This window comes from Segatella buccae ATCC 33574, assembly GCF_000184945.1.
In the GTDB taxonomy this organism is placed as follows: Bacteria; Bacteroidota; Bacteroidia; order Bacteroidales; family Bacteroidaceae; genus Prevotella; species Prevotella buccae.
This window is the reverse complement of record NZ_GL586311.1, coordinates 138493-153086: the sequence shown is the minus strand read 5'-3', so window position 1 is coordinate 153086 and position 14594 is coordinate 138493. Positions and strand designations below refer to the sequence as shown.

General features: G+C 54.0%; 10 protein-coding genes and 1 tRNA gene. 8 read left to right on the top strand and 3 right to left on the bottom strand.

The window, feature by feature from the left end; translation table 11 throughout:
- The first annotated feature begins 316 nt into the window (after positions 1-316).
- From HMPREF6485_RS00620 to HMPREF6485_RS00610, 3 genes are read left to right on the top strand one after another with little or no spacing between them, the layout of a single operon-like run.
- Positions 317-5866, top strand: a complete 5550-nt coding sequence (locus HMPREF6485_RS00620; RefSeq protein ID WP_004344028.1) for an alpha-2-macroglobulin family protein — start codon at positions 317-319, stop codon at positions 5864-5866.
- Between the two features lie 51 nt (positions 5867-5917).
- Positions 5918-6982 (top strand): DUF1573 domain-containing protein, encoded by a 1065-nt coding sequence (locus HMPREF6485_RS00615; RefSeq protein ID WP_004342408.1) that lies wholly within the window; start codon positions 5918-5920, stop codon positions 6980-6982.
- Positions 6983-7001: 19 nt separating this feature from the next.
- Complete coding sequence (locus HMPREF6485_RS00610; RefSeq protein ID WP_044125676.1) at positions 7002-7940, top strand: 4-hydroxy-3-methylbut-2-enyl diphosphate reductase; 939 nt, start codon at positions 7002-7004, stop codon at positions 7938-7940.
- 1109 nt (positions 7941-9049) lie between these two features.
- On the opposite strand, the gene cmk is transcribed toward HMPREF6485_RS00610, so the two are convergent.
- Entirely contained in the window at positions 9050-9739 is a 690-nt protein-coding gene (cmk, locus tag HMPREF6485_RS00600; protein WP_004344022.1) for a (d)CMP kinase, read from the bottom strand.
- Positions 9740-9777: 38 nt separating this feature from the next.
- Positions 9778-10725: a type IX secretion system protein PorQ gene (gene porQ, locus HMPREF6485_RS00595; RefSeq protein ID WP_004344021.1), complete on the bottom strand. Its 948-nt coding sequence runs from the start codon at positions 10723-10725 to the stop codon at positions 9778-9780.
- A gap of 132 nt (positions 10726-10857) precedes the next feature.
- Here porQ and HMPREF6485_RS00590 point away from each other — a divergent pair, with 132 nt between their 5' ends.
- The 5 genes from HMPREF6485_RS00590 (at position 10858) to HMPREF6485_RS00570 (ending at position 14238) form a co-directional block, all read left to right on the top strand.
- On the top strand, positions 10858-11562 hold the full coding sequence (locus tag HMPREF6485_RS00590; protein WP_044125673.1) for an energy transducer TonB: 705 nt from the start codon (positions 10858-10860) through the stop codon (positions 11560-11562).
- Positions 11563-11599: 37 nt separating this feature from the next.
- Positions 11600-12571 (top strand): polyprenyl synthetase family protein, encoded by a 972-nt coding sequence (locus HMPREF6485_RS00585; RefSeq protein ID WP_004344019.1) that lies wholly within the window; start codon positions 11600-11602, stop codon positions 12569-12571.
- Positions 12571-13269 carry a hypothetical protein gene (locus tag HMPREF6485_RS00580; protein WP_004342415.1) on the top strand — a complete coding sequence of 233 codons (699 nt, stop codon included), beginning with the start codon at positions 12571-12573 and terminating at the stop codon, positions 13267-13269. Before HMPREF6485_RS00585 ends, HMPREF6485_RS00580 begins: the two co-directional genes overlap by 1 nt.
- 6 nt (positions 13270-13275) lie before the next feature.
- Entirely contained in the window at positions 13276-14067 is a 792-nt protein-coding gene (locus tag HMPREF6485_RS00575) for a TatD family hydrolase (RefSeq protein WP_004344018.1), read from the top strand.
- Between the two features lie 83 nt (positions 14068-14150).
- A tRNA-Ser gene (locus HMPREF6485_RS00570) sits at positions 14151-14238 on the top strand.
- 154 nt (positions 14239-14392) lie between these two features.
- Here the strand turns inward: HMPREF6485_RS00570 and HMPREF6485_RS00565 are convergent.
- Positions 14393-14594 (bottom strand): DUF1304 family protein (locus HMPREF6485_RS00565; RefSeq protein WP_004344017.1); only part of this gene is annotated, 202 nt, incomplete at its 5' end.

Below are 14594 nucleotides of genomic sequence, written 5' to 3'. Positions count from 1 at the left end.
CAAAATCCTGGTAAGTTTCGCTATATATGGGCAAGGGGGTTTCAGAATCCTGATTCTTCCCGTTAAAAAAGTCTGATAATCACCATTTTTTATTTATTGGTGCTTTTGTTCTGATTTTTTTTGCCTATATTTGCATAAGGTAGGCTGCGCTCGGCAATGGTTGAGCAAGCTCCCATTGCCCTCACTGGCACTACCTTTGCATAAGGTAGGCTGCGCTCGGCAATGGTTGAGCAAGCTCCCATTGCCCTCACTGGCACTACCTTTGCATAAGGTAGGCTGCGCTCGGCATCCTAAATGCGATAAAGAATATTTGGCTATGAAGTGTAAGAGACTGATTTTGGCGATAGCTGTGCTGTTGGTTCCCGCAATGATGCTGGCCGACGGCTACACGACATTGTGGAAAAAAGTGGCCGGTGCGCGAGAGAAAGATCTGCCTAAGACCACGGTGGAATGGTTGCAGAAAATCATTGACAAGGCATCCGCCGAAAAGGCCTACGGCCAGTTGTTGGCAGCGGAGTTGAGTAAGGTGCAGGCCGAATCGGCCATATCGCCCGATTCGCTGATGCCGGCTTTGATGCGCCTGCAAAGCAAGGAGCGGTCGGTGCGCAGCAGCGATCACGTGATGGCGGCCATCTACGAATCGGCTTTGGGCCGTCTGTTGCTACAGTCTGGTGCAGAACCGGAGGCCTTCACCACCACATCGCAGGAATACTACCGCCTTTCGATGCTGTATCCCGACCTGTTGGCACAATACAAGACCACCGCTTTCGAACCGCTTTTCGACAGAGGGACCGACAGCCGTATCTTTGGCGATGACCTGTTGCATGTTATCGGTTTCGCTGCTGGCGACTATCAGGCACTCCACGACTACTATCAGGCGCATGGCAACCGGGCTGCGGCCTGCATCTGCGCCTATCGATTGGTGAGCAAACAGCGCCAAGATGAGGTGAGGCTCGTGCGCAAGTCGAAATACCTGAACACCATCGACTCGCTCATCCACGTGTATCAGGATTTGCCCGAAGCCGGTGAACTGGCCATCGAGCGTTACACTTTCATGAAAGAGGCGGAGGATGCCACGGTGGAAGAACGCGTGCGCTACATCAACTATGCCGTGGGCAAGTGGGGCCGGTGGCCACGGATCAACCGGTTGAGAAATGAACTGAAAGAGCTCACCCGGCCCTCGTTCACGCTCGCTGTGGACAATGAGGTGACGATACCCAACCATCGTGTCGTGCTCAACTTGCGGCGCGTGCGGGCCGTGGGTAGCATCACACTCACCGTGTCGCGGCTCACCGTCGATGCCACGACCCGTCTCGACCCCGGGCGGGCCAAAGATTTGGCTGCGTTGCGCAAGCTGGTGCAGCCGTTCAGACAAATCACGAAGACTTTCCGCTATGTGGGCATCCCGGACTATCAGCTGTCGGCCGACTCGCTCGTCATCGACGGATTGGAGCCCGGTGTCTATCTGGCCGATGCCACCACACCCGGTAGTGACGTGGCCGAACACGGTCTGTTGCTCTATGTGACCAATGTGGCCACAATGCAGGAGGCGTTGCCCGACAATCAGATACGCTATATCGCCGTGAATGCCACCACGGGACAACCGTTGCCCGGGGCCACCCTGCATCTGGGTTATGGTCAATATACCGGTAGGGTGGGAGCCGAAATCACGCTCACCTGCAACGATAAGGGCGAGGCTGTCTACCGCTATGCCGATGTCCGCCCTATCTCCGTCTATGCCACCACGGCCGACGACCGCTATTGTCCTGATGGAAATGCTTGGGGAGGATATCACTATTGGGAGGCGCAGAAATATGAAAACAGCACCCAACTTTTCACCGACCGGGCTCTCTATCGTCCGGGGCAGACCGTGCATGTGGCCGTGCTCACCCATCAGCTGGTGGATGGCAAGCAGGCCCACGTGAGAAGCGGACAAACCGTGGTGCTCACCTTGCGCGATGCCAACTACAAGGAGGTGGAGAAGAAGACCGTCACCACCGATGAACTTGGCATGGCTGCGGCTGACTTCACACTTCCTGCCGCGGGGCTTACAGGGCGGTTCTCCATTCGCAGTAGTAGTGATGGGGGCAGTGCCTTCTTCGATGTGGAAGAGTACAAGCGCCCCACTTTCGAGGTCGACTTCCCGGAAGTCAACTACCGCTATCAGACTGGTGACACGCTGATGGTGAAAGCTACGGCCCGGAGCTATGCCGGTGTACCGGTGCAGCGTGCCAATGTGGGCTATCGGGTGGTGCGCCGCACGGCATGGTGGTGGCGCGGTTATGGTGACTACGATGGCGAAACGGTGCTGGAAGACAGCGTGATGACCGACGACAACGGCTACTTCACGGTGAGTGTTCCGCTCACGCCGGAGCCCGGTGTGACCATGGCCCGCAGCCATCGCGATGCCCGCTATTACAATTTTGTGGTCACGGCGGCTGTCACCGACCGCAGTGGAGAGACGCGCGAAGGCGAGATGACGCTCCCCTTGAGCACATGGCCGACGGCTTTTTCGGCCACATTGCCCTCTAAGGTGGAACGCGACAGTCTCAAGACACTCACCTTTATATATAAGAACGGTGCCGGGGCGAACATCGCTTCCACGGTCAATTATTTCTTTGACAACGGTCCCATGAAGCGGGCCAAGACCAATGAGCCTGTGTCACTGGCTTCCCTCTCCGGCACACTCCGTTCGGGCAGGCATCTGCTCACGGCCTATTGTGACAAAGACACGCTCAAACAAGCGTTTGTGGTGTTTTCGATGGATGACACCGTGCCTGCCGAGCCCACCGATTGCTGGTTCTATGTCAGCGGCAAAGAGTTTGCCGGCGACGGTCGCCCGGTCTGTGTGCAGGTGGGCTCATCTGCCAAAGACCAGTACATCGTCTACACCGTTTTCTCCGGCGAGAAGATGTTGGAACAGGGCGTCATCCGCCAGAGTAATGCCGTCAACACGCGTCGCTTCACCTATAAACCGGAATACGGTGACGGCATACTCCTCACCTATGCTTGGATGAAAGACGGAGTGGGCTATACCCGTTCGGCTGCCATCCGGCGCGCACTGCCCGACAAGAAACTGAACATCTCGTGGAAAACCTTCCGCGACCGGCTCACCCCGGGACAGAAAGAGGAGTGGACATTGACTGTGGCACAGCCCGACGGAAAACCGGCCAAGGCCGGACTGCTGGCCGTGCTCTATGACAAGTCGCTCGACCAAATCACCGGGCACAGTTGGACTTTCAGTCTTAACAGGCGGCTGTATCTACCCTCCACCGGTTGGCAGGTGCCCGTGAGCCTCTCCAATCCCCGCCCCATGTCGGTCGTTTGTGAGAGTCCGCTGCGGCTGTTTCCGCTCCATTTGCTGTCTTTCAGTGATTTCCGCAAAGAATATTTCTATGACTATCTGTCTGTCTATTCCGCCTTATTCGGCAGTGCAAGAGGGCTTCGGGTGAGAGGCGTGGGGACTGCAAGGCCGGAGGCTTTGATGAAAGAGTCGGCTGTAATGGCCTATGACGTGGTGGGAGATGCCGACACCATGACCGGAAATACCGTGATGTCAGGAGCGGAATCCACCGATGAGAAGAAAGAATACAGCGGTGGAAAGGAAGTCGGCCGGCATCCCCAGCTGCGGCAAAATCTCAACGAGACCGCTTTCTTCTATCCCAATCTGCTCGCTGACGGGCAGGGCCATGTGTCCATCAAGTTCACTTTGCCTGAGAGTGTCACCACATGGCGGTTTATGGGTCTGGCCCACGACCACGACATGAACTATGGCAGCATTGAGGCTGAAGCCGTGGCCAAGAAGACGGTGATGGTGCGGCCTTATCTCCCGCGCTTCCTGCGCGAAGGTGACTGCGCGCTGATTCGCGGCAACGTGTCCAACACTTCCGAGCGGGCAGTGAAGGCTACGGCCCGCCTTGAATTGCTCGATGCGGTCACCGGTCGCACGCTCTATACGAAGGAGCAGGCTGTGAGTCTTGCCGCCGGTCGCACGGAGAGCGTGGCTTTCCGTGTAGATCTCGCCGCAATTGGTGTGCAACCGTCGGTGCTCGTGTGCCGCATGACAGCCGACGGGCGTGGATTCAGCGATGGTGAGCAGCATTATCTGCCCGTACTTTCCACCCGCGAAGTGGTCACGACGACTTTCCCGTTCACCCAGCATGGGCCCGGTGTCAAGACCGTAGACCTTGATTCGTTGGCCGGCAGCAATGCTTCCGGTAGGTCGCTCACCATCGAATATACCAACAATCCCTCGTGGTTGATGATTCAGGCTTTGCCTACGGTGTGCAATCCATGGGAAGACAATGCCGTGAGTCTTGTCACCGGCTATTATGCCAATAGCATCAGCCGTTATCTGCTGAAGCAGGTTCCGGCCATTAGACAGGTGATGACGCAGTGGCAAAAAGAACCCGACGGAGGGTCGCTCAAGAGCAGTTTGCAGCGAAACGAAGAACTGAAACCCCTCGTGCTCAACGATACGCCGTGGCTGTTGGAGGCAGAGGGCGAGTCTGAACAGAAGCAGTTGCTCGTCGACTATTTTGACGAAGCGAAGACGGCAGCCCGCATTGACGGCCAACTTGACAAACTGCGTCGCTTGCAGAATACCGACGGTTCGTGGAGCTGGTGGCCGGGCATGAGGGGCAGCATGTATATAACGGTGGCCGTGAGTGAGGCGTTGGTGCGGCTGAACAAGATGGTTGGCACGCAGGAGGAGACCGCCGGCATGTTGGCTCGCGCCCTGCGGTTCATGGAAAAGGAGGTGGCCGATGAAGTGGACGAATTGAAGGGAAAAGCCAAAAAGGGCGAGAGGCAGTTGTTGCCGAGTGAAATGGCACTTCACTATCTCTATCTCCGCGCACTCGACGGGCGTGCATTCTCGGTTTCTGCCGAGGCCGACAAAGATTATTTACTGAAGATGCTGGCAGCCCGTCCGGCGGCTCTGACCATCTATGGCAAGGCCAATTCGGCTGTCATTCTGGCCCTGAACGGCTACAAGAGGCAGGCTGCCGACTACCTCCAAAGCATGGAGGAATACAGCGTATATAAAGAAGAGATGGGACGCTATTATGACACCCGTAAGGCCGGCTATTCATGGTTCGACTATAAGATACCCACCGAGGTGGCTGTCATTGAGGCTTTGCGTCTGCTGAAGCCCGAAGCCAAGCAGACCATCGAGGAGATGCAGCGGTGGCTGTTGCAGTGCAAGCGCACGCAGGCTTGGGACACACCGGTCAATACGGTGAATGCTGTCTATGCCTTTGGAGTGGACAAGGCCATCGCCCGCAGTGGTGGTGCGCCGGCTGTGATGAAACTCGACGGCAAGCGCATCGCCCTGCCGGAGGGCTCTGCCGGTCTTGGCTACGTGAAGATGCGTGTGGAGGACGATCATGCCAAGACCTTTACCGTGGAGAAAACCACCGAGGGCACGAGCTGGGGAGCACTCTATGTGCAACAGCTCATGGCCATGACGGAAGGAATAGGAGGGAAGCAAGAGAGTGCTGCCGGGCTCGCCGTGAAGCGCGAAATCGTCGGAGGCAGTAGGGTGGGCGACCGCGTGAAGGTCAGAATCACCATCACAGCCGACCGCGACTACGATTTCGTGCAGGTGGTGGACAAACGTGCCGCCTGCCTCGAACCCGTGGAGCAGTTGAGCGGTTACCGCATGGGCTGTTACGTGACTCCGCGCGACAACGCCACCAATTACTATTTCGACCGTCTGCCTAAAGGCAAACGCGTCATCGAGACGGAATATTTCATCGACCGTGCCGGTGAATATACCGGAGGCAGTGTGACCGTGCAGTGTGCATACGCCCCCGAGTTCAACGGACGGTGTGCGGGCCGGAAACTGACCGTTGCAGAGAAATGAAAGGGAAAAAAGGCTTTCAGATGAAGAATGAATAAAAAACAAGATAGCAAGATGAACAGAACGTGTGTGCTCTTATTCCTGCTGGTGGCAGGATGTTTCGGACTTTCAGCACAGCAGTTGACTACATCCCAAGCGGTGATAGACTTGGGGCAGGTGGTCTATCGGCAGCCTGCCACGGCCGAATTTGAGGTGTTCAACGACGATTACCGGCCAGCCACGATACGCAGTGTCCGCACCGCTTGTGGTTGCGCCACGGCCACTTATTCCAACACCTCTATTGCTCCGAAGTCGAAAATAGGCCTGCGGGCCACCTACGACGCATCGCAGTTGGGGCATTTCGAGAAACAGATAGCCGTCTTTGCCGGCAACGAACAAGAACCTCTCGTCCTCACGATGAAGGGTGTTGTGGTTAGCGAAGTGGTCGACTTCTCCGGCGATTACCCTTACACGATAGCAAGTTTGAGGGTTGACAACAACAATGTGGAGTTTGATGATGTCAACCGTGGGGACCGCCCGGTGCAGAAGATACACATCAAGAACGTGTCGGGTGAGACGCTGAAACCCCAGGTGATGCACCTTCCGCCCTACATGAAGGCCAATGTTTCGCCCTCCACGGTGGCCCCCAACCACGATGCCGTGGTGTCGCTTACGCTCGAGTCGCGCCTCATCCGCAACTTCGGACTGACACAGACGAGCATCTACCTGGGCATGTTCCCCGGCGACCGGGTGGCTCCGGAGAAGGAAATCAGCGTGTCGGCAGTCTTGCTGCCCGACTTCGATCGCCTCACAGAGGTGGAGAAGGCAAAGGTTCCGCACATCTCGCTTTCCACGGAGAATTTGAATTTAGGCAGTTTCAACGGCAAAGCCAAGTTGAAAGGAAGCATCGAAATCAAAAATACGGGTCGCTCACAGCTCGACATTCGTTCCATGCAGATGTTTACCATGGGCTTGCAGGTGTCGCTTGGCAAGACACGCATTGCCCCCGGCGAAACGGTTAAACTAAAGGTGACGGCCATTGCCCGCGAACTGAAGAAGGCACGCAGCAAGCCCCGCATCCTGATGATTACCAACGATCCGGAACATCCGAAGATTGTCATCAATGTGTCGGCACAGTAGAATCAAACGACAGACAGTAGTGATACAGATAGAGATAGACAGTGGCAGTGGTTTCTGCTTTGGCGTGACCACTGCCATCAAGAAGGCAGAAGAAGAATTGGCCGCAGGCAAGACACTTTATTGCTTGGGCGACATTGTGCACAACGGGATGGAGGTGGAGCGTCTGCACAGCAAGGGACTTGTCACCATCAACCACGAAGACCTCAAACAGTTGCATGACGTGAAAGTGCTGCTCAGGGCTCATGGCGAACCGCCGGAGACCTACGCGCTGGCCCGTCGCAACAACATCGAGATTATCGATGCCACCTGCCCGGTGGTATTGGCATTGCAGCGGCGCATCAAACGGCAATACGAGAACTCCTCCCCCGAACAGCAGGAGCTGCACCGGGAGGTCTCCGAGGCACTTTCTGCCATGCTTGCACCGGCCCGACCGAAGCAGGGAACGCAGATTGTCATATTCGGGAAAAACGGTCATGCAGAGGTGCTGGGACTGGTGGGACAAACCAACAGCCATGCCATTGTGATAGAGAAGTTTGACGATGTGAAGCGACTTGACTTCGAACGTGACATCTATCTCTATTCCCAGACCACCAAGAGCCTTGACGAGTTTCACCGCATTATCGACTATATACAGCGTCACATTGCCCCCACGGCAACATTCAGGAGTTTTGACACCATTTGCCGGCAGGTGGCCAACCGTATGCCCAACATCGCCAATTTCGCCTCGAAGCACGATCTTATCCTCTTTGTGAGCGGGCGCAAGAGCAGCAATGGCAAGGTGCTTTACAACGAGTGCAAGAGTGTCAATCCCAACAGCTATCAGATAGAGAGTGCCAAGGAGATCGACTTGGGGTGGTTGGAAGGTGTCAGCACCATAGGCATTTGCGGAGCCACGAGTACTCCCAAGTGGCTCATGGAAGAGTGCCGGGACTATATTCTCCGTCATGTGGAGGCCTGATGCCGACCGGCATGGCGGAGAGACTGTTGACATTTGATGGGAAAATAAATCCACGCATTATTCGCACATTCTAAAAAACAGTCTCTGCAAGTTGTCGGATGGTGGTGAATAATATTAACAAAATTGCACTCACGGAATTTCTTCAACCAGAGCGGAAAACCGGTTTTAAAACGCTGAGGAAGTCCGTTGATTTTCTCATTCGGGTCTTTCGAACTTGCGAAAGAGCCATACTTGAATGCCGAAAGGGCCACAGTTGCATTGCAACTGTGGCCCTTTTGCAAGCCCGTTTGGGCCCTTTCAGGCCCGTTTCCGACCTCCAATATGTGTCAGTAAAATTCAAACGGCTGATTATCAACGTTTTGGAAATGTCGCCAAAATCGCATATTTACGCCGAGCTGGTTGTCGGTTGCAAATATCGCAAGCAGAGAGGCCGAAAGCAAACAAATAGTTTGACAGTTGTAGAGCTTGATGCAATGGCGACCGCAGACGGGAGGGGCAGTCTGCCAAACAAAAAAAGGAGAACCTTCTCGCGAAGCCTCTCCCTCAACAAAAAACAGTAATTAACTCAAAATTTATAATCTATTGCTCATGTATCCTTTTTGTCGTATGAAACCAAAAAGTTTTCTTCGTCGCTCATCTCTCTGCAAATATCTTGGGCGTTTGTTGTCTCTGTCGTTTTGTTTGGGTGGCGCAGGGCTTTTCATACCTCCCGGCATATAGCCCTTTTGCCTTTCCGAATAGCATATAAACAAGGTCTATACGCATCAAAATTAACATAAACAAAAACTTAATATCCTCTTGTTTGAACCTTCACCGCAGTGTCGGTTGCGGGTGGAAGCAGACTCTCCGAATATTTCATCCGTGCTTGTGGGTGAATCGGGATGTGGTTTTGGAGTGGCCTTTTGTTTCGTTCAGGCTTCGTCCTGCTTCTTCCTTTTTACATTTGCAAAGATACTTTGTTCCCCCATTTGCAGAAACTTTTTTCAGCGAATCGGCCTTTTTCTTCAACGAGTCTGTCTGTTGTCACTTTTTGTTTTGCGTTTGGAGGCGTTTTCGGATGCGTGGAGTGCGCCTCCGCCTTGTTCACCGGAGTCTTGAAACACCGGCCATTAGCGCACTGTCCGCTCATATTGTGCCAGCAACCATGCTTTCTGCTCGGCGATGGTCAGATGGCTGTTGTCCAGTTCCAAGGCATCATCAGCCTTTTTCAGCGGTGACGTTTCGCGATGGGTGTCTATGTAATCACGTTCCTGCACGTTCTTGAGAATGTCGGAAAAGTCGGCCGGCATCCCCTTGGCCTGTAGTTCGTCGAAGCGTCGTTGGGCTCGCACCTGCGCACTTGCGGTGACAAAGACCTTCAGTTCGGCATCGGGAAATACGGTCGTCCCTATGTCGCGGCCGTCCATGACAATGCCCTTTTCTTTCCCCATTTGCTGTTGTTGGGCCACCAGTGCATGGCGCACGAAAGCTATGGCAGCGATGGGGCTCACGTGGTTGGACACTTCAAGCGACCGGATGTCGTTCTCCACGAGTTCGCCGTTGAGATAAGTGTCGGGGCGGCCGGTCTCGGGATTCAATTTGAATGTGATGTGGATGTTGCCCATTTCCTGTCGCAATTCATCTTCGCGGACACTGCCGTCGGCATTGAAGAGGTTGTGGCGCAAGGCATAGAGCGTCACCGAGCGGTACATGGCTCCCGTGTCTACATACACATATCCTATTTCCCGGGCAAGGTCTTTGGCCATCGTGCTCTTGCCGCATGATGAATAGCCGTCTATGGCGATGGTTATTTTCTTCATTTCTTAATCGTTAGTTATCTTTTTATGTTGGTCATATCTTATAAAGTGTAGGCAAGGTTTAAAACCACGGAACTGCTCGACACGTGGTATTTGCCGTATGCCAGATTGAGCTTGAAGCGTTCCAGATTGAGACCGGCACCTATGCTCAGGCCCGCCCCGTGGCTGCTTCCCTCGTCTTGACTCGTCTGGATGTTCATCTCGTCGGCCCGCCTGAAGTTGTAGCCGCCGCCCACCCAGATGCTCGGACTGAGGATTATGTCGAGTCCGACGACGGCATGGTTGACAAATTTATAGTCCCAATGGTTGAGGTCGACGAGCGTAGCCGACACCCTGAAAGGCGTGTGGAGCAACCGTTTGCTCACACCCAGCTGCACGTCGATGGGCATACGCTCATATTCTTCGTTGTAGGCCTTGAGCTGTCCGCCAAGGTTTTTGGCCACGGCCGATACCGACCACTCCCGGTCTGAGTCGTAGTAGTTGAGGCCGAGATCCACGCCCAAGGCAATGGAATTGTAGTCTCCGAGGTATGAAGTGATGAATTTCGCACTGATACCACCTGCCAACCGGTCGGTCAGCATATACGAAAAATAGCCTGCAAATGACAAGTCCTTGGCTGAAAACTCCCCTGTCTGCACATTGTTTTCATCCACCTGCTTCATCTTGCCATAGTCAATGTATTGTGCCGAGAAGGCCACCGAAGCCTTTTCTTTGATGTTCCGGTTGAACGATGCCGAAGCCATGTTGGCCCCCGACATGTAGTTCATGTAGTTGAGGTTGACCGTTTTGTCGCTTACCGACGACAACAGGGCGGGGTTGTTGAAGATGAATGTCTCGTCGTCTTCTATGATGGTGATGTTGTCTCCTCCAAGTGCAGCCGCATGGGCACTCACGGGAAGCCTGAGAAAATTATATTCCGTCTGGCTTTCCTGTGCCCAAGCCCAAGCTGTGACGAAAGTAAACAGGAGGGTAAAAACACCTTTTTTCATTTAAAAATTCTAATTATTGCACAAAGATACGGCTTTTTTCAAATATAAGAGGTAAATTTGCACATATATTCGTGGATTTGCCTATGGCGTCTGTCGCCTTGATAACGCGGAATCCGATGATTTATTATACCCTTGGAAACGAAGAAATCATATCAGGCCGATTTGGAAAACAAGCGATCCACCCGGTTGCTGTTGGGGCTCGTGTTGGCTTTTTCGTTGCTGTTGGCGGGGTTGGAATACACCTCTTCTCCGACAGATTCGGACATGGATTCCGAGATGTTTGAAGACTTGGTGCAGGATATGGAAGTGGTTCCCAACGATCGGAAAGACATGATTTCTGCTGTCTCAGCCCCAGCCTCCCATGCCGTCACCGCCCGTGTCAAGCCTGTGGAGGCCGCTGTGTCGTCTCCCGAAAAGCTCAATCCCAATACCGGTACACAACCCGTGGGCGATGGTGGTGGAGCTGTCGATGCCGCCAAGGTGACGGAGGCTTTGCCCCAGACGGCGGCCGACGACGAGAAGGCCAAGGATTTTCGCATCGTGCAGCAGTTGCCCGAATTTCCCGGCGGATGGGTGGAGTTTATGAAATGGCTCACCAAGAATCTTAAATATCCGTCGCAGGCTCAGAGTCAGCGGATACAGGGACAGGTGGTCGTTACTTTCATTGTCAACAAAGACGGCTCTGTTGCCGACATCAGAATACCGCATCCGACCACTCCTGTGCTCGACAGTGAAGTGCTCCGGGTGATGCGCATGATGCCCAAGTGGAAACCCGGTGTGGACAACGACAAACCCTGCCGCACGATGATGGCCATTCCGGTGGTGTTCAACCTTTAATGTTACTGTAACAATCAAAACGGAGGAAAAACTCAAAATGAAAACAGCTGATGAACTCTTGCAGTTGATAAACCGCTATCTTGACAGCTTGCCCTACGACCGCAAGCCTGCATCCCTCTATGCCCCCATCAAGTATGTGCTCTCCATGGGGGGCAAACGCATCCGCCCCACGCTGATGCTTTTGGCCTACAACCTCTTTAAGGATGACCCCGAAAAGATTCTCTCCAGTGCTTGCGCCTTGGAGACCTACCACAACTACACACTCCTCCACGACGACCTTATGGACAATGCCGACGTGCGCCGGGGGCAGCCCACCGTACACAAGAAGTGGAATGCCAACTTGGCTGTGCTCTCGGGCGACTCCATGCTCGTGTTGGCCTATCAGCGCATGACCGAGTGTGACAGCCATTTGGCGGAAGTGTTGCGCCTCTTTACCGAGACGGCACTGGAGATAGGAGAGGGGCAGCAGATGGATATGGAATTTGAAACTCGCAACGATGTGCGCGAAGAAGAATACATCGAGATGATTCGTCTCAAGACGAGCGTACTGTTGGCTTGTGCCATGAAAATTGGTGCCCTGTTGGCCGATGCTCCTGCCGACGATGCCGACAATCTCTATCGCTTCGGTGAGAAGATAGGGTTGGCTTTCCAGTTGCAGGACGACTATCTTGATGTCTATGGTGATCCGGCTGTGTTTGGTAAGGCTATCGGTGGTGACATCGTTTCCAATAAGAAGACCTACATGCTCATTAATGCCTTCAACCGGGCCGATAATGCCCAACGTGCCGAACTCGAAAGGTGGATTCGGGCCACTGATTTCGATCGTCATGAAAAGGTGAAGGCTGTCACCGGACTCTATGACGAAATGGGGATTGACCGGCTTGCACAGCAGAAAATCGCCGGTTATTTCAATGAAAGTAAGACCTACCTCGATCGGGTGGGCGTGAGTGACGAGCGCAAGTCTGAACTCATGCGCTATGCCCAACGAATGATGAAACGCCGGTACTGATGCCCTACAGAAGACTCCCTAAAACCGATGCCGCACGGCTGAAAGCCTTGAAGACGTTGCTCGATAACAACGACGTCTATACCGTGCGTGACCGTTTCATCGACTGGAAGTCACTCAACCGGGCGCAGCCGGCCTATGACCGACTGCTCACAGCGGCCGAACAGTATCGCATCAATCTCAATGCGCAGGTTCGCAATGCCAAGAAGATAGACCGCCTGCAGCGCAATGCCACCATGTATGTGAGCCATTTCATGCAGGTGCTCCTCATGGCGGTGGAGCGGGGGGAAATCAGAAAGGCCCAACTCGAACTCTATGGGCTGCCACCCGACACCACGGCGTTGCCCAACTTCAAGACGACCGACGGGCTGATAGCTTGGGGGCAGAAGGCGATAGAGGGCGAGAAGGCTCGTGTGCGAAAGGGAGGCCGCCCCATCTACAATCCCACCATCGGCATGGTGAGTACCCACTATGACATCTTCCGCACTATCAATGAACAGCAGCGCAACTTGCAGAGTCGCACGGCTAAATCCATTGAAGTGTTGCGGGCCATTCGTCCGGAGGTAGACGAGATATTGCTTGACCTTTGGAATCAGATAGAAAAGCATTACGAGAGCGAACCGCCTGAGCGCAGGTTTGCCGCGTGCCGCAAGTTTGGCGTGGTCTACTATTACCGCCGCCATGAACCCCATGACTATTAAGCAAAAATGATGATAGATACACATGCCCATCTCGACGTGGAAGATTTCCATGCCGATCTTCCCGAAGTGATGGCCCGGGCCCGTGAGGCCGGGGTGGAGAAGGTGTTTGTTCCGGCTGTCGATCTGCCTTCGGTCGAAGCCTTGCTTGCCGTTTGTGAGGCCTATCCCGGTTATGCTTACCCTATGATAGGGTTACAACCCGAGGAGGTGAGAGCCGATTTCCGCGAGGTGCTGGCTGCGATGAAAGCCCGCCTTATGGGTCCTGAGGGGCGACGGTTCATCGCTGTGGGCGAATGCGGACTTGACTTCTATTGGAGCCGGGAGTTTGAACAAGAGCAGCTAGAGGCTTTTGAGGAACAGGTGAAGTGGTCGGTGGAGACTCGATTGCCCTTGATGATACACTGCCGTAAGGCCCAAAACGAGTTATTGCACATACTCCGCAAGTATGCCGACGACCTGCCCGGTGGTGTGTTCCATTGCTTCACGGGCAACCGGCAAGAGGCCCTTGAGTTTCTCCGCCTTCCCCGTTTCGTGCTTGGCATCGGCGGTGTCTCCACTTTTAAGAGTAGTCATCTGCGGGAAGACCTGCCGGCAGTGGTGCCCCTTTCGCGCATCGTGCTCGAAACCGACAGCCCCTACATGGCCCCTGTGCCCCATCGGGGCAAGCGCAACGAGAGTTCCTTCATTGTAGAAGTGGCCCGCACCTTGGCTGCTGCTTATGGCATGAGCGAAGCGGAGGTGGCCCGCATTACCAACGAGAATGCAGCCCGTATATTTCCAAAGGTTAAAGAATTTTAAAAACATTTCCGAAATATCGGTTTCTCCTTATTTTTAGATACTTTTGCACTCGCAAACCGAAAGGCTTCGCATTTTAGCTCTTTGGAAAGGTGCTCGAGTGGTTGAAGAGGCACGCCTGGAAAGCGTGTAAACGCCTAAAGCGTTTCGGGGGTTCGAATCCCCCTCTTTCCGCATAAACACGGGGCTTACAAGTGAAAATCCGCTTGTAAGCCCCTTTTCTTTTTTACGTAATATTGTATGTTTTCACACTGTTTTGAACAAGCTTTCATAAGAAAGCTTGCAAAAAACTTGCAAGTAAACTATGGCGAATGGCCATTGTTCATGTTTAGTCGGCCACGAAACTGGCCAATAGTGCAGACACGGTCGAACCACCCTGTTTGACAATGATTCTCTGGTTGCTGGTCAAGCCGTCGTAGAGAGCTCCAGCCACTACATAGTCCATGAGGAAACGTGTCCGAAACAGGTCTCTTATCCACGTGATAATGGGGATGAGAACGGGCAACAGTCCGTTACAGATACTTTGATTC